Source organism: Tenacibaculum halocynthiae, assembly GCF_964512825.1.
GTDB lineage: Bacteria > Bacteroidota > Bacteroidia > Flavobacteriales > Flavobacteriaceae > Polaribacter > Polaribacter halocynthiae.
Genome location: NZ_CAZELG010000021.1, coordinates 1 through 22,337, shown reverse-complemented (window position 1 = coordinate 22,337; position 22,337 = coordinate 1). Strand labels below are relative to the sequence as shown.

General features: G+C 29.4%; 8 protein-coding genes. All 8 read left to right on the top strand.

Annotated elements, in window-relative coordinates:
* Positions 1 to 257: 257 nt before the first annotated feature.
* On the top strand, positions 258 to 2,723 hold the full coding sequence (locus tag ACKTTQ_RS07160; RefSeq protein ID WP_408048781.1) for a hypothetical protein: 2,466 nt from the start codon (positions 258 to 260) through the stop codon (positions 2,721 to 2,723).
* A 20-nt stretch (positions 2,724 to 2,743) separates the two neighbouring features.
* Entirely contained in the window at positions 2,744 to 8,407 is a 5,664-nt protein-coding gene (locus tag ACKTTQ_RS07155; protein ID WP_408048780.1) for a fibronectin type III domain-containing protein, read from the top strand.
* Positions 8,404 to 8,928, top strand: a complete 525-nt coding sequence (locus tag ACKTTQ_RS07150; RefSeq protein ID WP_408048779.1) for a hypothetical protein — start codon at positions 8,404 to 8,406, stop codon at positions 8,926 to 8,928. The genes ACKTTQ_RS07155 and ACKTTQ_RS07150 overlap by 4 nt, the downstream gene beginning before the upstream one ends.
* A 4-nt stretch (positions 8,929 to 8,932) precedes the next feature.
* Complete coding sequence (locus tag ACKTTQ_RS07145; RefSeq protein ID WP_408048778.1) at positions 8,933 to 9,721, top strand: hypothetical protein; 789 nt, start codon at positions 8,933 to 8,935, stop codon at positions 9,719 to 9,721.
* Entirely contained in the window at positions 9,721 to 10,431 is a 711-nt protein-coding gene (locus tag ACKTTQ_RS07140; RefSeq protein ID WP_408048777.1) for an SMI1/KNR4 family protein, read from the top strand. Before ACKTTQ_RS07145 ends, ACKTTQ_RS07140 begins: the two co-directional genes overlap by 1 nt.
* Positions 10,432 to 10,581: 150 nt before the next feature.
* Positions 10,582 to 15,219: a hypothetical protein gene (locus ACKTTQ_RS07135; RefSeq protein WP_408048776.1), complete on the top strand. Its 4,638-nt coding sequence runs from the start codon at positions 10,582 to 10,584 to the stop codon at positions 15,217 to 15,219.
* Complete coding sequence (locus ACKTTQ_RS07130; RefSeq protein ID WP_408048775.1) at positions 15,212 to 17,308, top strand: fibronectin type III domain-containing protein; 2,097 nt, start codon at positions 15,212 to 15,214, stop codon at positions 17,306 to 17,308. The genes ACKTTQ_RS07135 and ACKTTQ_RS07130 overlap by 8 nt, the downstream gene beginning before the upstream one ends.
* A 4-nt stretch (positions 17,309 to 17,312) precedes the next feature.
* On the top strand, positions 17,313 to 22,337 hold a 5,025-nt coding region (locus tag ACKTTQ_RS07125; RefSeq protein WP_408048774.1), incomplete at its 3' end, for a hypothetical protein.

The following is a 22,337-nucleotide window of genomic DNA, read 5'->3' as shown; positions in this document are numbered from 1 at the left end:
GTTGATATCATAAAATACTGTTAAAGGTAAAATTAAAGTGTAACTATTGAAAGAGCAGGTCGTCTTATAATTGATTACTTAACATAACAGTTAGTGATTAGTTAGTTTTTAATAGTTGATTTAAAAAGGCTCAAGTGTAAAACTTGGGCCTTTTTTTATGAAAATTTTAATGTTAAAGAAATGTGAATTTTTTTTAACTAACTAGTTTATTTTTAGAATAAAAATTGTTTTCTTTGCGTATCAATTAATTGCTAAAATTGGAACTAAAAAAAACGTTGTACATTTTTGTACTATTTCCCTTTATCGTTTTTAGTCAAAACTTAGAGAAAATAGGTAAATCATCAATCTTTAAATTAACAGGTGGTGTTGGAGTTAACTCAGTTTTTTATAGCGGAGACTCTAATAGAGAACCTTTTACTTATTTTTTATCAGGAAATATTAATTTGAATATAAGTGATGTTTATAATATCCCTTTATCATTTTCTTATTCTAACAGTAAATTTCAAACTAATAATCCTTTTTCTTTTAATAGGCTTAGTTTACATCCAAGTTATAAATGGGTCACTGCTCATATTGGAGATGTAAATATGTCTTTTTCTCCTTATACATTAAGTGGGCATCAATTTACTGGATTAGGACTTGATTTGTCACCTAAAGGAAATTTTAAAGTAAGTTTAATGTATGGAAGACTTTTAAAAGAGAGAGAGTATAGTACAGAAAATTTAAATGGAGAAGCTAACTATAAAAGAATGGGATATGGATTTAAAGCTTCTTATAAATTTGATAAATTCTCTATTGGAGGAATATTTTTTAAAGCAAGTGATGATTTAAGTTCGTTAAAAGAAAGAATACCTGTAGAGAAAAATATTCAACCAAAGGACAATACTGTAATTAGTGTTGATGGAGAAGCAAACGTTATTAAAGGGTTAAAAGTAAAAGGAGAAATAGCTTTTTCTGCTTTAACAGAAGATATAAGAGCAGGAGGAAAGAGCGATGGGTTCATGTCCTTTTTATTAAATTCTAATGTAACAACCCGTTATTATAAAGCATTTAATTTTAATTTTGTTTATCAAATAGGAAAAGGAAGTATAGGAGTAGGTTACGAATATATAGATCCAAACTATCAAACACTAGGAGGTTATTTTTTTAATAATGATTTAGAAAACATAACAGTAAATGCATCCCAACGTATATTTAAAGATAAATTAGCTATTACTGTAAATGCAGGTTTACAAAAAGATGATTTAGATGGAAGTAAAGCAACTCAATTAAAAAGATTAGTTAGTTCTATTAACTTAGCTTTTGATGCAAGTAAAAAAATGAATATGACATTAGCATATTCTAATTTTCAATCTTATACTAATATAAAAAATCAATTCGATTTTATTAACGGAGTATCTCAAATTGAACAAGAGTTAGATAAAGCTAATGTGTCTCAAATATCACAAAATGCAAATCTTAATGTAAACTATATCCTTAAAGATACAGAAAGTTCTAGACAAAATATTAATGTAGGATTAACATTTCAAGATGCAGTAAATGAGATTGATGGTAAAGCTAGCAATCTGGATAAGTCAACACTCTATAATGGTAATGTAGTATATACAATAGGGTACCCAGAGTCTAATTTAAATATATCTGGAGCTTTAAATGGAAGTTATAATAAGGTAGCTGATAATAATAGTGTCATAATAGGGCCAACAGTATCGGCTAATAAAAGTTTTTTAGAAAAAAAACTGAAAGTAAATAGTTCATTAGGATATAATCAAAGTATAAATAATGGAGAAAAACAAGGCGACATTACTAACTTCAGGATTAGTGGACGCTATATTTATAAAAAACGACATAATTTTAACTTAAACACGCTAGCTCAATTAAGAAGCTCTTTAAATAATTCAAAAAAAGATTTTACAGTAACTTTTGGTTACACTTATAATTTCGGTGTTTTTGATTCGAAGAATATAAAATTCGGAAAAAGGAAAAGGAGAGTACGTGTTAAAAAGAAAAAGCGAAAAAGAGTTAAAAATGATGCTATTAATTTTAAATACAGAGATTCTATTTATAAAGGATCAATTGAAGATGTAGATCAAAAAATAGCAATATTATTAAACTCTTCAATTTTTAAAGATTTGCCTTTAAAGAGAAAGAGAAAGTTTAATGATAATAGAATTGAAATTGCTAAAGAAGATAATAAAAAAGCGTATAAAATTAAAGCAATTCAATTTTTAAAAGCACTATATGACTCTGAAAAAAGCTTGAGTATCTATTATTCTACTTTGCATGGTGTTTTAAATGATTTATTAAAAGATGCTAATAGATTAGATTATAGAATGGAATTAGAATATTTAAAAGATAAAAAAGAAGCTATAAAACATTCATTATATAATAAGAGTAAAGAGGATAGAAAAGAATATTCTAAGTTGTTACAAAAAGAATATAGTGAGATTGATAAGAAATTAAAAAAATCATTAAAAAAATTAGTAACTCATAGATGGATTGTTTCAAAGCTGAAGAACTATAAAACCCTAGAAAGTGTTAAAAAAGACAAAAACTATCTTAATCAATTTTATAAAAAATTTGGAAATAGAGTTTTTGAAATGATTGAAAATGATGATGATAAATCAAAAATAAAATTATATTTGTTAAAAAATAGTATTGAGTTTTTAGCAAATGAATCAGAAAAAAATATAGATAAAAATAAACTTCAACTAAAGTATCTATAAAAACTAACTAACCCTATTGTATGAAAAGAATATTACCCCTAATCTTTGCATTATTTTCACTTGTAGCTAATTTATATTCACAACAGTATCCAGTAACTATAGTACCAAGAGTTAGTGCGCCTGCTCCAGTGAATTTTTATAATTATGCAGATGAAACAAGTTTAAATAGTCCTATAACTGTTCAAATATTTTTAAATGATATAACTGTTAGTAATAGGCAAATTCGTTTACGAACCTATTTTGAAGGAGGAAATATACAATTTAGAAGTAAAGATTTTGTATTAGGTGCTGAGAACTTGTATTTAGAAGGTGGAGTTCCTTTAACTTTAAGAAATCAAGAGTTAGCTCCTTACTATAAATATGAAAATATAGAAGGTATAAATACAGCAACTTATGCTCAAACAATACCAGAGGGAAGTTATAATTTTTGTTTTGAAGTATATGATTATTTATCAGGAGCAAAATTGTCAAGTAAAAAATGCGCTACTGTTTTTATCTTTAAAAACGAACCTCCAATATTAAATTTACCTTTTAATAAGGCAAATATTGAACCTCAAGATTTTGAAAATATTGTTTTTCAATGGACGCCAAGACATATAAATGTTAGTAATGTTGAATATGAGTTTGCATTAGTTGAGGTATGGGATAATCATATTGATCCTAGAACAGCATTTTTATCACAGGCTCCAATCTATGAAACAACTACCAGAACAACTACTTTAGTATACGGACCAGATAAACCGTTATTATTACCAGGAAAGAGGTATGCATGGAGAGTAAGAGCGAAAGCATTACAAGGATTAGAAGAAATAGGGCTTTTTAAAAATCAAGGATATAGTGAAGTTTTTTGGTTTTCAAGAACAGCTCCCTGTCAAATTCCTGAAGATGTAAATGCAGAGGCTAAAGGAACATCTAAAATAAATGTATTTTGGAATCAAGATCCAACAATACATTCTGAGTTTATTATAGCATATAGAGAAGCTGATAAGCAAGATGCTCATTGGTTTACTAAAAGAACCAATAGTGGTTGGGCAACAATTTGGGGATTAAAGCCTGGAACAACCTATGAATATAAAGTAAAAGGTAAGTGTGCTTATCAATACAGTGAGTATTCTGATTTACAAAGAGTTTCAACAGATATCATTCAAAATGAAGATGCGAATTATCAGTGTGGTATTGTACCAGATGCAGTTGCTATTAGTAATAGAGAACCACACCCAGGGTTAAATATTGGAGATCAAATAACAGCTGGAGATTTTAAAGTAACAATTACTGAAATGCAAGGCCAAGCAAATGGTGTGATTTCAGGAAAAGGTTTTGTAGCGATTCCTTATTTAAAATTCGCAAAATTCGGTGTTACATTTAGTAATATTTTGGTGAATTCTTCTAATCAATTAGCAGAAGGAGAAATTGTAACGTTATATGATCCAGAGTTTGGAGAAGGAGCTTCAATGACGGTTGATGTAGATGTTAATATTTCAGAAGGTGTTAACGGTGATAATGGTGTACTTGAAGATTCTGTTACTGTTGATTTTATTGTAGATTCAATAGAAATAGATGCTAACGGTGCTATTGTAGTTACCGGGACTAACGGGGAAACTGCAGTAATACCTGGAGACGATGATGTTGATATTATTAGCTCAAATGGAGATGTTTGGTCTGTAGGAGAAGATGGAACAGTTACTCAACAAGAAGGAGCAGAAGGAGGTGCTGTGACAGATACAAATACCAATGGTTTAGATTCGAGTGGTAATGTAAATTCTATTACTGCTTCTGGAGTGTCAGTTGTCTTTGAAAACTCTGGATACTATCATTTTGATGAATTACCTAATGGAACTTCGACTAAGTTTGAAAAAGAATATAAGGTTTTAGATAAAAGCGGTAGTAAATATAAAGTAGCGTATAAAGCTATATCTGATACTAATGGAGATGACTTTATAAATGCTAAGGTAACTATTAATGATAGTGACGTAAAAAAAGAAGATCTTGTTTTTAAAACTAAAGATGGGGCTAAAATAGAAGTTACTAGTTGGAATGGTGACATTGCAAAGTTAAAACTTAAAAGAAAGTACCATTATGCAGATGAAGAAATTTTTGCAGTTATCAAAAATAAAGATGATAAGTTTGATGTTGCGGGTAGTGTAATACTAACGCATTTAGCATCTGAGAAATTAGAAACTATAAATATAACTTTAGTACCTGTTGGGATTAGTGAAGTAGATTCTAAAGTAAAAGAGCAAGTAAAAGAAATCTATAGAAAAGCAGGTGTACGATTAAATATTCAAGAGGTTGATGAGGTTTCTCCAGAGCAAATTTATGGTTGGGATAAAGATAAAGATGGTAGATTAAAAGTAGAAGATAGCTCAGTTTTATCTCACTATACTGATGAAGAAGCTGTATTCAATAGTTATATCAAAAAACAAAATTACTACAGTAAAAAGACCTATTATGTTTTTGTAACTAATGTACCCGTAAATAAATCTGACGTAGAAGGATTTATGCCATTAAAAAGGCAATTCGGATTTGTGTTTATAGCTAATACAAAAACTGTTGAAAAGCAAACAAGAACACTTGCTCATGAATTGGGGCATGGAGTTTTTGGATTACAACATACTTGGGATGAATATAAGTTTCCTCAAGGAGCAACAAATTCTTTAATGGATTATGGAAATGGTACTGTTTTAAATCACTTAGATTGGAAAAAGATGCATGCTCCAGGAATTAAAATATACTGGTTCCAAGGAGATGAGGATGGACAACATATTACGGAATCAGGTGAATTTCCAGATAAATTTTTAAATACTGATAAAGAGTCATTTACTTTTGTTACTCCTACTGGAGATTATATAGATATTCCTAAAAACGCAAAAAACATAACTTTTACTTTTGGTATTTATGATTTAGAAAGAAGTAAGGATATGGTTACTGGGTGTCTTTACGCTTTTGAAATTGATGGTAAAAAGTATGAAGCTCATTACGATGGGACTTCTTTTTATGGTTACAAATATTCTTCAAAATACTATAGTATGTTTGATTCATTTGAAGGTATTCAGAACTATAAAGGTTATGAAAATAATGTAGTAATGGGACTTCCTAACTCTACTAATTTTGTAATTAATAAATTTCAAGCAAAAAACTTAGACTTATTTTCTACTAATAATAAAATGTTAGGAGAACACGAGTTTAAAGTTATTCCTTTTTCAGATGAAAATAAGGTTATAGGAAAAGGAAAAACGTATGCCTATTCTAAAGCTTTAATTGGAAAGAAAGCAGATCAATTGAATTTTGAAGTTTATTCGAAACTACTTTCAAAACATAATGAAAAATCGACGTTAATCTCAGTATTAAAGATAATTCAATTAGCTAATGCTTATGAAAAAATGTACAAAACATTTGATGAATGTATAATTGAAGAGAAAGATAAAACTTGGTATCATAAGGCGGATAAATTTTTTGATTTTGTTATAGATGCTTCAGGTACAGTAGATTGCTATATAAATATTATACCAAATGCAAGAGATTTAATAAAATCTGATAATAAATATGATTTTTATAACCTTTACTTAAAGGCTTTTAAAGAATATATAGGGAACCATGTTGATGGTTGTGGGGAATTATTATCAGGTATAACAAAAGACAGCGATGTTGGTTCAATTGAATCGTGTGTAAGTTTATTATCAGAAAAGGATATAGAAAAAATACCTACCAATAAGAGGTTATTAGCTATAAGTATAATGCTTGATGAAAATTGGGTAGATAACAGTCAAGAAAAGCAGTTAATTAGACTTATTAAAAATGTAGCAAAAAATGATGTAGATAATTTTTTGGAAGGCCTATTAAAAAAGTCTTTAATAGAAGGTGAAAATTATTCTTTAATAAGGGGGTTAACATCTAAAATAGATAATGACCATACTTTTATAACGGATGATTATTATAAGGATTTAATATTAGCACTTATAGAATTAACCGTTAAGAAATCAGATAAATTTAAAAAGCAATTATCTGAATTAAAACCTGATGATGTAATACAACGAAATATAGATTTCAGTTATATTACATTTTGGCAAACTGTTTTTGCTGATCTTAATCTTTTATGGAAATTTGTTAAAAAGGATAGTATATTTACTTATGACACAAATGCCGATTGGGTAGAACCAGATAAAGATAGAGTTAGTTCTGCATTAAAAATATGGACAAACATTTATGTTGGAAAAAGAAAGATAGGAATAGCAAAAAAATCTATTGAATCAATAGGGGTTTTTGAACCTACGTTTTTTGCTAATAAATCTAGTTTAAGTATGTTGAAAGACTTTAATAAAGATGAAGTTATTTTAGCACCAGCTATTCTTACGTACTATGCAGATGATGTTAGTAGAACTCAAACTATAATTGATGGTGCTGAAGCAACAGTTGATATTGTAAGTTTAGCAACAGGCTATGGTGCTTTAGCTAGAGGACCAAGTTTAGCAAGAAAGGTGTTTATAATAGCTGATATGATTGGGTCAGGAGTAAGTTTAACAACCAAAATTGTTGGTTATGAAAATATGAGCCCTGAAGTTCAAACATTTGTTACTGCGTTGAATATTCTTACAGCTGGTGTTGCGGTTACCGAAATTGCAGGGCAAGCAAAAAATTTAAAACTTCTTTTTAAGAAGGTTAAAGAATTGCCTGCAAGTAGTCAAGCTTTACCTAGCAAATCACAAGTAGAATTATTTTTAAATCAATTAAAAAAAGCTGAGGGTAAGCTAGATGAATTATATGCTTCTAATCCTGAGAAAATTGCTGAAGCTAAGGTTTGGTTACTTCATTTAGAGATGGAGGCTAAACTAGGAAATATCTCAGAATTAAATGATAAAATTAAAGACGCTAAGAGGATTTTGATGTCTCTGGATAATCTTACTGAAACAATAAGAGATGTAACAAGAAAAGCTTTTAATGATTCATTTACGACTTCTGCCAAAAATTTAAAAGATGATGCTTGGGAATTATTTAAAGAAGAGAAATGGGATGATTTATATAAATTATTTAATGATAATAATATAAATAAATTTGATAACATCGTTTGGCCTCCTATGAGTGGTTTTAGTAAAATTATTAATAAAGTTAAAGGAAGTAAGTATACAAAAACGATAGACCGTTTTCAAAAATCAACACAACCCAGTTTAGGAGGAGGTTTCGGTAGCCCTATAAGAAATAATGCTGAAGGAGTTGATGATTTAGTTTTTACATACGATTCAAGAATGTTGGATGATAAATTAAAAGAAGGATCGTATTATTTTGAATTTAAAATGAGTGATAAAGCTACTGATGTTGAGTTAACTGTTGGAGATGTGGCTCCATGGTTTAATAAGCAAGCTAATCTAGCTGGAGAACAAATAGAGTTTTCAAAAAAATTACACGAATTAGATATTTCTTATTTTAAAGAAGGTACTATAAAAGCTAAAGTATTAGTGTTAGGAAAATGGAGGAAATGTGTTGTTAAAGAGAAAAGTGTTATAACTGATTTACAAAATGTATTTAATAGATTACCTATTGAAGTTTCTGATGATATTGTAGATTATATAAATAAATCAGAAGATGTGTTGAATAAGTTTCTTAAAGCCAAAGAATCAGATAAACTTGATGAACTAATTGAAGCTTATAAGATTTTTAGAAAGCATGGAAATAAAACCCCTTGTTTATGATTTTAGATAGACCAAATATTTTTGAGAACAAAAACAAAAAAGTAAAACTAGTTGCGGAATCATTTGAAGAACCAAATGTGGGTAGGACATTTTGGAAGTATAAGTTTTATGTTGAAGGAGATTTAGTTATTAATTCTTTTTTAAAATATGAAAACGAAGGACTTTTTGATAATTTAACTTCTTTCATTTTTGAATCTAATGATGGATGTTATGTTTATATTCCAAAGCGAAAACCTGTTATTTATAATGTTTCTAAAGATAAATTTAAAGAATTTAAGATACCTCTTAAAGAAGGTAATTTAGATTTTGTTAAGAATTTTTTTTATGAAAATAAATTGATAATAATATATCGAAATGGAGTTGTTGTTATTGATTTAAATTTTAATACTATAAGAAGTTTAGAATATGCAGTAGATAGTGTATTTATTGAAGATTTAAAAATTACTAATAAAGGAGAGATGGAGTTAGATTACAGAGATTTAAAACGTATGGAGTTTGGAAAAAAAATAATAAAACTATAAGAATATGAAAAAGCTATTATTTTACATTTTTACATTTTTTTACATTTTTTCTTATTCTCAAGGGACAAAATGTCCATTGAGTAATTTGGCAAATGATTTGGTAGGTGCAAACGATCAATTTAAAAGTATTTTAAACACAAATGAAGGTTTTGATGCTTATAAAATTCTAAATATTGATGCCCCAAATCTTCGAACCAATCTTGATGAACTTAAAGATGTCTCTAATCATTTAGAGGATATTAAAGCAATAGGAGGGTATAGTAAATGGAAAAGTTCTATTAATACCTTATCCGCTGAAGATATTTCAAAATTAAGAGCGAATAGTTATGCTCACACTATTGAAAGACATGGTTTTGAGGTTACTGAGGAATTATTGAAAAGAAGGGCAACAGAAGGAATAGCTCCTGATGGTTCTTCTATTGCAAAACGACAAGGAGGTCAACGGATAGGTAATGTAATACCACCAATGTCATCTAAATTTAAAGATGCTACCAGTATGAAAAAAGCATTAAGTGCAGTAGATGAAAGTACGGATGCATTTCAGAACGCTTTGAGAATAGAGCAAGCAAGCACTAGTGGACAAGTACAAAGGTTTAAATTTCAAGTTGATTTAGGTGATGCTATTGGTTTAGGTTATAAAAGACCTGCGGGAGCACCTAATTATGTTTTGACAGGACAACGATTATCAGGAGAACCTATAAAAATTGATGGTCTAACAAAAATAGAAGTTCGATATAAATTAAATCAATCAACTAATAAATTTGAAATAAATACAATGTTTCCTGTAGAATAATGAGTAAAATGTATAAAGAAATTAAGTATGCAATAGGTTTGTTTTCAGCTGATTGGGAGTATACGGAGGAAGAGTATGAAGATGGTTTTAAAACTTTTTTGGAAATCAACGAAGGTCTAGCAGAAAAAATAAAAGAAGAACTTATTCAAGCATTAAATGATCCTGAATGGAGTTGGGTAAAGATTGGATATGACACTAATTTTATAGGCTCTGATGATACAGAAGAAAGCGTTTGGTTAACTGTTAAAGCTTTAATATGGGATGTTTTATGCCCTAATGAAGTTCCTCCAATCAGAATAAAGCAAAATCTAACTACTTTAAAAATAATCGAGAAATATGAAAAGGAGTTAGGTGTTTCCTTACCATTAGATTTTAAAGAGTTTCAACTGAATATTAAGAATATTTCAATCGAAGGGAGTCAGTTTATTAAAGAGAAACAAACTTTTTATATAGATAGATTTTTTCCATTTACTGATTCAGTAGATTTATCTTTACAACCATCAAATAGAGGTTTAAAGTTTTTTTTTGAAGATAGTTATTTAGCTTTTGCTTGTGATCCTAGTGGGGGGCAATTTGTGATTGGACTTAAGGAAGATAATTTTGGAAAAGTTTTCTTTTGTCGAATGGAAGAAGAACATGAAGTCCCTGTTACATTATTAGCCGATGATTTTAATTTTTTTTTGAAGCAATTAGAGCATCCTAAGGAATAATATTATATAGAGAAGTGTTACTAATTATGGAAAGAATCTATATGCATATTAATTTTTATTAGTTTATAACCTATAATAAATATTTAGAGTTAAAAAATTGATTCAAATCAAATAAAGTTATAAAAAGAAAAAAATCAACAACCAAAAAGTATGAGTAAAAAATTACCCCTAAGTTTTTTAATAGTTGTATTTATAAGTATTAATCTTTTTTCCAATACTACATTTAGTATTGATAAAGATAAAAACGAAAAAGATAGTTTAGTAATTAATGGTAATTCAGTAAAGCCATTAAATTTTACTAGTAAGAAAATGTTTCGTAATTTTTCTTCATTAGAAAAATTTGATAAAGTTGAAGCACCAGTTGTAAAGAAACGTTTTACGAATCAAGGATTTCAGTTTAATACAGTAGATTCCCTAGTCAATAAAAAATGGCTGGATATGGCAGAAAATACGTTTAAAAGTATTGAAGAGTCTGCTAATTTTATTGATGTTTTAACTAAAGATGGATTAAGTGAACTTCCAGTTGCTATAAAACCAGTAAGTATTAGTAACGTAAAGTATACAGTTGGTATTGCTAAAGCAGTTTTTAAACCAGCGTATACTGAGTTAACAGTTTTTTTAAAGGTAGAATTACCAAGTACAAATCCAGACAGAGGAGATCAAGTATTAATTTTAGGTGCTTCAGATGTGAAGTTATCACATGAAGGAGGAATTGTAGGAGAAGCTAAATTAAATTTAATATCACAATTTACTGTAAACTTTAATCAAGGTTCTGTATTACTAACGTTAAAAGGAAGTTTTGAAAATCCGGGTACCTATGCTATTGTTGATTGTTCTGGTTTTAAAGAAATGGGTTTGGATGCAAACATTAAGTTTGCAAATGGTTTATTACATCCAGTTGATAAAAATGGTAAAAAGAAAATTGGGTATGTAGAAGCAGATTTTAAAACATCTATTGCAGATTGGAATGATATGGTAGTAAACATATCATTACCTGAGTTTGGAATAAAAGGGTTAGAGGGAACAACTTTTCAGTTAAATACAGCTGTATTTGATTTTAGTGATTTACGAAACGATGAGGCTACGCCTGCTTCTTATTTAAATAAATACTACAAAGAAGAACCTAATTTATGGAGAGGTGTATATGTACAATCATTAAAAGTAATTTTACCTCCTGAATTTAAGAAAAAGAATAGTGATAAAAGAGTTGCTTTTGGAGCTACTGATTTAATAATTGATGGGCAAGGAGTTACGGGTAAATTTATTGGAGAAAATGTAATTGGGTTAAAAGAAGGTTCAGCCTCTGGATGGGATTTTTCATTAGATTATTTCTTATTAGATATTGAAACAAATAATTTAAGAGGAGGAGAGTTTAATGGTAAACTAGTATTACCTGTTTCTCAGTTAGATAGTTTGCAGTATAACGCTGTTTTTCAACCAGGAGAGTATAAGTTATCTGTTAAGACTGAAAAAGATATTAGGTTTAATGTATGGAAAGCAAATGTACATTTAACTAAAGATTCCTATATAGAAATGAAAGTTAAAGATGGTGAATTTAGACCCAAAGCGAGTTTAAATGGTTCATTAAATCTTGCATCTGGACTTAAAAAGGATAAACCAAATCAAGCATCAAGTCCTCCAAAAGATACTTCTAAAAGTGTTATAAATTTTGAAGGAATTACTTTTCAAAAAATGGTACTTCAAACGGAGTCCCCCAATTTTTCAGTCGAATATTTTGGGGTAAAAGGAAAATTGAAGATTGCTAATTTTCCAATAGCTATAAATGAAATAGGATTAAGAACTCCTACAGGTAACAGAGCCGAGTTATTTTTCGATTTTGAAATAAATCTTACATCTGAAGGAGACGGAGCTAATGGTGGAGCATCTAAATTAGCTATTAAAGGTAAATTAGATGAACAAGGAAATAAATGGAAGTTTGATGGTGTAAAATTAGAACATCTATTTATACAAATGGAGGTTGCAGGAATGCAATTAAAAGGAGCTATTTTTATTTTTGAAGACGACCCTACGTATGGAACTGGTTTTGCTGGTGCAGTAGGAGCTAAGTTTTCTAAGGGAATGAAGTTAGAAGTTGAAGCAAAAGCATTATTTGGAAGAACGAAAACTTTTAGATATTGGTTTGCTGATGCACAAGTAACTATACCAAATGGAATCCCAGTCTTTACAGGTTTTGCGTTAAATTCTTTTGGAGGAGGTTTTTACAATAGAATGAAGATGGCTGGTAATACAAATGTAAAAGATGCCGCCTTTAAAGAAATCGGAGCCTCAACTTCTGGGGTTATTTATGAGCCATATGAAGATAATGCTTTTGGAATGAAAGCTTCTGTAGGAATTATAACACAAAACTCAGAAGATTTATTCCATGCAACAGTTGAATTTGGAATGGCTTTTAGAAAGTCAGGTGGATTACAAGAAATTTATTTTAAAGGTTTTGGAGAGTTAATTGCTGCATTACCAAATGACTTTTTTGATAAAGTGAATAGTAATTTATCAGGTATAGCAGATAAAGATAATCCAGGAATACCAGCCCAAAGCCCTTCAGGAGCTATTTCTGCGAATGTATTTATAGGATTTGATTTTGTAAACGATATTTTTCAAGCAACATCTGAAGTATATATAAATTTCGGAATTATAAAAGGAGTAGGTCCATCTGGAAGAGCAGGTTGGTTAGATTTTTATGTGTCATCAGATGAATGGCATTTATTAATAGGAACTCCAGAAGATAGAGTAGGAATTAAAATTGACCTAGGTATTTTAAAGGTGAAAATGGATAGTTATTTCATGGTTGGTGATAACTTACCCGGAAGTCCACCACCACCGCCTATTGTAGCTGATATCTTAGGGCTAGATGTTTCTGAATTAGATTACATGCGTGATTTAAATATGTTGGAATCTGGTAAAGGCTTAGCATTTGGTGCTAGTTTAAGTGTTACTACAGGAGACCTAACTTTTTTAATTTTCTACGCTCGTTTTGATGCAGGTGTTGGTTTTGACATAATGCTTAAAGATTATGGAGATGCACATTGTAAAGGTTCTTCTGAGCCAGTAGGAATGAACGGTTGGTATGCAAACGGTCAAGCATATGCATATTTGCAAGGAGAATTAGGATTAACATTTAAACTATTTGGTTCTAAAACTAAAATTCCGATTATTAGTGGAGGAGGTGCAGTTTTATTACAAGCAAGACTTCCAAACCCAGCTTGGTTTAGAGGTTATTTAGGTGGTAAGTATAATTTATTAGGAGGATTAATAAAAGGACGATTTAGATTTAAGGTTGAACTTGGTGAAAAATGTGAAATTGTAGGTGGTAGTCCACTTGATGGAATTGTTGTTATTAGTGATTTAACTCCTAAAGAAGGAAGTGCTGATGTTGATGTTTTTGTTGCCCCACAAGCTGTATTTAATTTACAGATAAATAAAATTTTTGAATTACCAGATGAGACAGGAGATAGAAAATATAAAATATTATTAGATGAATTTTCTGTGACTAATGGTAGTGAAAAAATAATAGGAGAGTTAAAATGGAATGATCGTAATGATGTGGTTGCATTTTATTCTCATGAAATTTTACCACCACATGCTCAATTAAAAGCTTTTGTTCAATTACATTTTGAAGAGTTTAAAAATAATAGTTGGCAAGTGATCAAATCTGATGGAAAACCAGCTATAGAAACTAAAGAGGTGAGTTTTACTAGTGGAGATGCACCTAAAACAATTCCTTTAAGTAATATAGAATATATGTATCCTGTTTTAGGGCAGAAAAACTTTTTTATTGAAGAGTATAATAATGCTTATATAAAACTAAAAAGAGGGCAAACATACTTGTTTGATGCTGTTCCAGACTGGAAAAAAGAAATGATAATGACAGCTTCTACCGGAAATGTATTGAAGAGAGAATATGTTTATAATTCTTCTAGCAAACAATTATCATATAGTCTACCTAATGGAATGGAAAATCAAACTGAATACAATGTAAATATTAAGTTGGTTTCAAAAGGAAGTAGTTTAGATGGTAATGTTTCTGAAAAATATACAAGTAAAAATTTAGGAAGTAGTGATTCAGGAAATACAGCAAATGTAAAATCTAGAAAAGCTGAAGGAAGTGTTAGTAAAGACGGAGAAAGAGAACTATTAACACATAAGTTTAGAACAAGTTTATACGCTACTTTTTATGATAAAATGCGTGATATGAATAAAAATAAAGATTTATATGAGCATGTACAATACCCTTATGGATTAACATTATTAGCAGCGATTGACAATCAAGAAGCATTTGATTTAGTTGAATTAAGAGGAAGTCAATATTCGGGTAATAAATCACTTGTAGTAGCTAGAGCAGTATTAGATGATAGTTATTACAGAAAAGAAATTTATCCATTAATATATAACAGTTATCCATTAGCAGGTACAATTGAAGTAAATAGAGAAACAAATAAAGTAGGAGTTCCACCAGTTGAAGGGGTTGAACCTATGACGTGGTATTTAACATATTTAGAGAATGATTATACTGGTGAAATTAATCAATATAATCCGTACAGATATAATTTAACTCACTATTACCTTCAAGATTTTGAAGATTTGAGTTACCAACTAGTAAATTCAAATTTACCATGGCAAAATAATCCACAGTACAGAAAAATTGTAACAGAAGCTTTTCCTTATATGAGAAGAGGAAAATATAAAACAACATTTAAGTATGTTTTACCAGGCCAAGTTCAAACAAGTAGAAAAAATTTAGTAAAGTACACAAACCCTTTAAATGAATAAGAAAATCAATAGCCTATTAATAGTCGTACTATTATTGGTTAATATCAATCTGATTGCTCAAAAAGCTATCGGTAATCAATTGCCAGAAGTAAAAGTAATCGCTACAGCAACAAAAAAAAGTATCATGTTACGTTGGGGAGTTACAACACCTACAGCATGGAAATATGCTAACAAATATGGATATACTATTGAGAGAAAAACCATTGTTAGAGATAAACAAGTTTTACCTAATCCTGAAGTAAAACAGCTTGTAACTGTACCTCTAAAACCAAAACCTATGATGGAATGGAAAGAGTTTACAGAAAAAAATAACAATGCAGCAATTGCAGCCCAAGCTTTATATGGTGAACAGTTTGATGTAAACATGAATGAAGGAGGTAATGGAGTTATAAGTATAATTAATCAAGCCCAAGCTTTTGAACAACGATTTACATTTGCTTTATATGCAGCAGATCAGGATTTTGAAGTCGCTAAATTTTCTGGATTAGCATTTATTGATACTTCAGTTAAAGCAAATGAACGTTATCTATATTCAATTAAAGTAGTATTACCAAAAGAGAAAAAATATAAAATTAAATCAGGGGGAGTTTTTTTAGGATTAATGGATTATAAACCATTACCCAAGCCACAAGAATTTGTTGGAGTTTTTAAAAATAAAACAGCCATTTTAAGTTGGAATTTTGCAATACTAAAAAGATATTATACAAATTATATTATTGAAAAGTCAGATAATGGAGGTGAAAAATTTAAAAGCTTATCTAGTACTCCAATAGTGAATATGGGAGAACGAGAAAAGAATCCATCAAATAGAATGATGTATGTAGATAGCCTTTTCCAGAATAATAAAGAGTACAAGTATAGAATAAAAGGAATTTCACCTTTTGGAATTCAAGGGCCTTACTCAAATATAGTAGCTGGTAAAGGAATAACACCATTAGTACATACACCTTTTCTTACGGATTTATCTTTTCAAGATAACGGAGATGTTATTTTAAATTGGAAGTTTCCTTCAGAAGGAATAAATACACTAAAATCATTTGAATTAGTAAGAGCAAATAAACCTAAAGGGGTTTATTTAACTGTAAAGAAACAGATTGTAAAAAATCAAAGAGCCATAAGATTATCAAGATTACAACCAATCAGTTATTATAAAATAGTAGGTATTGGTTATGACGGAAGTAGAAGGGAATCTTTTCCTAAAATGGTGCAGCCTGATGATAGTACTCCTCCTGCTACTCCAACTTTATTAAGTGGTACAATAGATTCTTTAGGTGTTGTAAAATTAAACTGGAAACAAAATACTGAAGTTGATTTTTTAGGGTATAGAGTATTCAAGGCTAATTTAAAAACTGATGAATTTACTCAAATTACTTTTGAGCCAACGCCTTTTAGTAATTTTATTGATACAGTAAATATTAAAACACTAAACAAAAAAATCTATTATAAAATTCAATCTTTTGATAAAAGATATAACCCATCAGGTTTCTCAGATGTTTTAGAATTAGATCGACCAGACATAGTACCACCAACATCTCCAGTATTTTCTTCATTTAAAACAGATAAAGGAAAAGTAAATTTGAACTGGATAACAAGTACAAGTAAAGATGCTAAGGTTACTATGTTATATAGAAAAGAACACGGAGCAGGTTTACAATGGCAATTAATAGCAGAGTTACCTCTACCACAAAATAAATATGTAGATGCTACAGGTATAGCTAGTAAAACATACTTATATACTATACTAACAGTTGATAATTCAGGACTTGAATCAGAGCCAGTAACTCCTTTGAAAATAAAAGTGTTAGATAATTTATCGAAACCAAGTATTGATAAATTTACTGGCGAAGTGAATAGAGAGCAAAAATTTATTCAGTTAAATTGGAATTATAAACAAGTAAATGTTAGTGAGTTTGTTTTGTACAAAGCAAGTGAAGGAAAAAGACCAACGATGTATAAAGTATTTAAATCTAAAACTAAAAAATTTAGAGATAAAAATCTTTTAATCAATACAAAATACACATATATACTTCAAGCTGTATTTACATCTGGAGTAAAATCACCCCTTAAAAAAATTGAATTAAATTATTAATGCTATGAAAAAACTATTACTTTTTTTATTTTTTATTTTTATTAGTTTATCAGAATCATATTCACAACAGTATAAGATAAATGTTTCTGGATATGTAGCACAAGGTAGTTCTAGTTGTGGTACCATAAATGGGTTAAGGCGAGTAACTTTAATATACAAAAATGGGAGAAGAGAAGACATTCATAAACTTAATTATTATATAAATAAAAGTTATTCTTTTACAAGGAATTTTAATCAATCAAATCCAGTAGTTCAAGTTGAGTTTTTTACTCGTGCCAGACATAAAAACTGGGTTGGAGATTGTAGATCAGGAAGAGAAGCTACTAAAAAAGTAAGTGTGTCTATTCCTTGTAATTCAGTAAGATATAATAAAAATCAAATTTATCAAGAAAGAATAAAGAGTGGATATGCTCTTATAGAAGTTTTTCCTTTACCACAAATAAAGTTTACTAACGGTTCAAGTATTTATAGTACGCAAACAGCATGCGAAACTTCTCCAGTAAAGTTAACAAGTGAATACAAATCGTATAGATCTCCTTCAACAGTATATAAATGGGAGTTTTTTGATCCGGTAAATAAAATAACTAGAAATACATCGGGTTATCAGGCTTTAATAGATAGACTAACAAGAGCTAGAGAAAGATGGGAAGATTGTATTAATTTTGATGGAGGTGGAGGTGGAGACATACCAAGAGCTCCTCAGGAAGAAAAAAAGAAAAAAGGTAATCTGCAAAAAAGAGCTCGACCGCCTGGTGGAGGAGGAAACTGTGATTATTATATGGATCAAGTCGTTGAAATCAGAAGATTGATGCGTAATTATAGTCCAAAAACTGAACAAATATCTATTTGGAGACCAATTGCTAGTAAAAATGGACAAGCTGCTATAGACTTGTACTTATCTAACTTATATTCTAGTGCAGCTGATCGAAAAAAAGCATTAAATAATTTAAAAATTCAGGTAAGGCTTAATCCAGGGTGTAATGGATTAAAAGATAAGTCAAGAACTTTATCTGTACAATTTTTACCTGAGCCTCCTAAAATAGCTAAAGCTCCTACATTTAACCAACCTTTATGTTCTTATAGTGATGTAAAAGGGTTTGTGTTATATTTTAAAAGACAATTATTTGCTCATGAAAAAATAGAAATTAATTTATTAAGAAAGTTTCAAAACGGATCATATGTTCCTGAAGATAATAATGTTAATATAACATCTTTAACTCGGGTGAGTACAAATGTATATAAATACACCTGGAGATCTTCAAGAGGAAAGTCAATAAAAGGAGGTGACTATAGAATAGAGGTTTCTGGTTTCAATAAAGTGAACAATTCTCCTTTTTGTAAGCAATATAAATATGATTTTAAAATAACTGTTCCTACTCCTATAACTTTTAATGCAGTTAAAGTTCAGGATGAATTATGTTATAATTCAAAAAATGGTAAAATTAAAATTACTGCATCTGGAGGTACTGGTAGCTATGTATACAGTTTAAATAATGGATCTACATGGAGTAGGCCTTTTGGAGGAACAATAACATTAAGTAACCAAGTACCTGGAACTTATACTATAAAATTAAAAGATTCGAATGGTTGTGTAGATAAAACAAAGTCTAATGTAAAAGTTAGTATTGGAAGAAAAAGTAAAATAACACATGTTGTAACAACATCTCAAACAAAACATACAAGTGCTCCAGGAAATAGTGATGGTTCTATAAGAATAGGAAGTGTAAGTGGTGGAACACCTATTAGTAATTATTTTAATTATACAGTTTTATTAAAAGGAAGTGCTTCTAATACCAAAACAGGAAAAGCTTATACTAGTGGTTTTACAATTCCTAATTTACCAGCAGGAATACATAAAATAATTTATAAGGATAAAAATAATTGTACCCAGCAATATACATTACCAGAAATAAAAGATCCTAAACCAATTGTATTTTCTGTATCTGCTGTAACTCCTGATTGTTATCAAGGACAAGGGAGAATTAATATAGCTAGTATTTCAGGAGGATATCCGAAATATACAGTTATTATAAAGAAAAATGGAAGTACAATAAAAACATTATCAAACATTACTAGCAGTACTTTCGTTAATGTTACTTCTGGAAATTATGTAGTATTAATAAAAGATACAAGACAAGGAAAACTTGAAAAAGGAATAACAGTAAGCGCACAATCTCAAGTTAAAATTTCTAGTATAAATATAAGCCCTATTAAATGTTATAATGGTAAATCAACAGTAAGGATTTCAACTACAGGAGGAAAATCTAGAAGTTATCAATATGCTATTTGGAAAGGATCAAGTACTGTATGGCAAAATAGTAATACTTTTAGTTTAGCTGCTAATACCAGTTCAGGGTATAGATTTAGAATAAGAGATAGAAATATTACATCATGTACCTCAGTAATTTCTGGCGTTAGAAAAATTTCGCAACCAGCTCTTTTAGCGGTTACAAATATTTCTGTAGTTGACAATAAAGTTTTTAATGGTAGTGTTGGTAAAATTACATTGGCATTAGGTGGTGGTACTAGTCCTTATTCGGTTACTTGGAAAAAGAAAAATTCATCGTCTACAAAAACAGGTCAAACTATAACAGGTTTAAAAGCTGGTTTTTATACAGCAACAATTAAAGATGCTAATGGTTGTACTATTAATTCAAGAGAAATAGAAGTAAAAGAATTACCAGAATTAAAATTACAATTAAAAGTTACTAAAGTAATTACCTGTAATCGTGGTAAAGGTAATTTACAAGCTACCGTAACTGGAGGTTCTGGTTCTTATACTTATAAGTGGAAAAGAAATGGTGTATTACTGTCAAATTCAAGAAATGTTTTAACTAATACAATTCAAGGAAATTATTCTGTAACAGTAAATGATAGTCATACTAACAAAACAGCAGCAATTAATTTAACAGAACCGTCAAAAGTAACTTTAAGTATAATAAAAACAGATATAACATGTTTTAATGCCAATAATGGTAAAATTAAGTTAGTTACTAATGGAGGGTCAGGTAATTACTTATATTCAATAGATAATAAAGCAAGTTATAAGAGTACAAGTACTTTATCAAACAATACTATAGTAGGATTATCGAAAGGAAACTATAATGTTTGGTTAAAAGACTCTAAAGGATGTGAAATTGTTGGTGCCAAAACAACAACTGTAAGTGAACCTTCAGATATAAATATTACAAGTACTTCAATAATTAATTGTGATATACCAGGAGGTAAAACTGGTAGTATCGCTATTAATATTATTGGAGGAAATGGAGGCTATACTTATAAATGGACTAAAAATGGAACTCCTGTTTTTATAAAAACAACTAAAAACATTAATAACCTATATGCAGGTCTATATAAAATAGAGGTTACTGATAGTAAAGGGTGTAAAAAAAATAAAGACTTTGAAGTTAAAGAACCTAAGCCTATAAATGTAAGTATAAAACAAACAAAAAATATTTTATGTTTTGGAGAAAGCTCTGCTTCTCTACTAGCTGAAGTAAAAGGAGGATATCCTTTAAATTCTGTTCCTTCAGATTTTACTTATAAATGGTATTTGGTAAATGGAGGATCTAAAACTTTATTAAATTCGGATTTTAAATTAACGGAATTAAAAAATAAACAAAAAGGTACCTATAGAGTTGAAGTTAATGATAGTAAAGGAGAAAGTGCTTTTGCTGAATTATCTGTTAATCAACCAGGGAAATTGAATGTTAATTTATCATTTTCTAAAGATGTTAGTTGTTTTGGAGGAGCTGATGGCGAAATTACTATAAATGTAACAGGTGGAGTTTCAACTTATTCTTATAAATGGTCTAAACAAGGAGATATTGGTTTTTCTTTAAGTTCTAAAAATGTATCAAATTTACCTAAAGGAGTATATTCTGTAGAAGTAACAGATGCAAATAATTGTAAAGTAACTTCTATAAACGTAGAAATAAAACAGCCAGTTAAAAAACTTACGATAGATAGTTTTAATTCAGAAAATTTAAAAGGATTTGAAACTAATGATGGAAAAGCCTCTATTGAAGTATCAGGAGGAACACCTAATTATAGTTATGAATGGAGAGAAAAAGGGAAAACAACTAAAATAGGTAGTAGTAAATCAATTAATAGTTTAAAAGCTGGAGAGTATGAATTAACAATTAAAGATATTAATAATTGTTCTCTAATTAAAACTTTTAAGATAACACAGCCTAATAAATTAGAAGTATCAAAAATTACACAAGTAAATGATATTTTATGTTTTGGAGATTCAAATGTAAACTTAACAGCTTCTATACAAGGGGGAACAATTCCTTATACCTATAAATGGTATAAAAAAGGAAGTGCTACAGTTTTATCAACTAAGAATGCTTTAAATACTATTACTGGTGGAACATATGTAATAAAAGTTACTGATAAAAATTTAATAAAAACTGAAAAGGAATACGTAGTTAATCAACCTTTGAAGCTTGAGTTTTCTAAAGTAGATGTACAAAATGTTTTATGTTACAAAGGAGCAACTGGAAGTATTTCAGTTGAAGCTAAAGGCGGAACAGCACCTTATACATATAGTTGGAAACATGGAGCAACAGGTTCAAGCATAAGTTCATTAACAGGAGGAGATTACACAGTAACGATTCGCGATAAGAATTTATGTGAGATAAGTAAATTAATAAAAGTAACAACTCCAGCCACCGGATTATCAATAAGTACTGAAGAGGAGAAAGATGTAACTGGGTTTGGATTATCAAATGGATCAATAAAGGTAACAGCGAATGGAGGAACACCAGGTTATAGTTACCAATGGAAAGATTCAACAGGAAAAGTATTAGGAAGTACTTCTAATGAGTTATTAAATATAAGTGGTGGAACGTATACGTTGCTTGTGTCAGACAAAGGAAGTTGTACGTCAACTAGCACTCATATAATCAAGGAACCATTATTATTAGAGGCAAAAGTAGAGGAAGTATCTATTTTATGTAATGGAGGAACAGGCCAGTTACGCTCAAAAGTAACTGGAGGAGTTTTACCATATGCTTATAAATGG

Bases quoted from the DNA above. Each gene is read 5' to 3' on its own strand.
- ACKTTQ_RS07155 (WP_408048780.1), top strand. From the start codon at position 2,744: ATGAAAAGAATATTACCCCTAATCTTTGCATTATTTTCACTTGTAGCT.
- ACKTTQ_RS07150 (WP_408048779.1), top strand. From the start codon at position 8,404: ATGATTTTAGATAGACCAAATATTTTTGAGAACAAAAACAAAAAAGTA.
- ACKTTQ_RS07145 (WP_408048778.1), top strand. From the start codon at position 8,933: ATGAAAAAGCTATTATTTTACATTTTTACATTTTTTTACATTTTTTCT.
- ACKTTQ_RS07140 (WP_408048777.1), top strand. From the start codon at position 9,721: ATGAGTAAAATGTATAAAGAAATTAAGTATGCAATAGGTTTGTTTTCA.
- ACKTTQ_RS07135 (WP_408048776.1), top strand. From the start codon at position 10,582: ATGAGTAAAAAATTACCCCTAAGTTTTTTAATAGTTGTATTTATAAGT.
- ACKTTQ_RS07130 (WP_408048775.1), top strand. From the start codon at position 15,212: ATGAATAAGAAAATCAATAGCCTATTAATAGTCGTACTATTATTGGTT.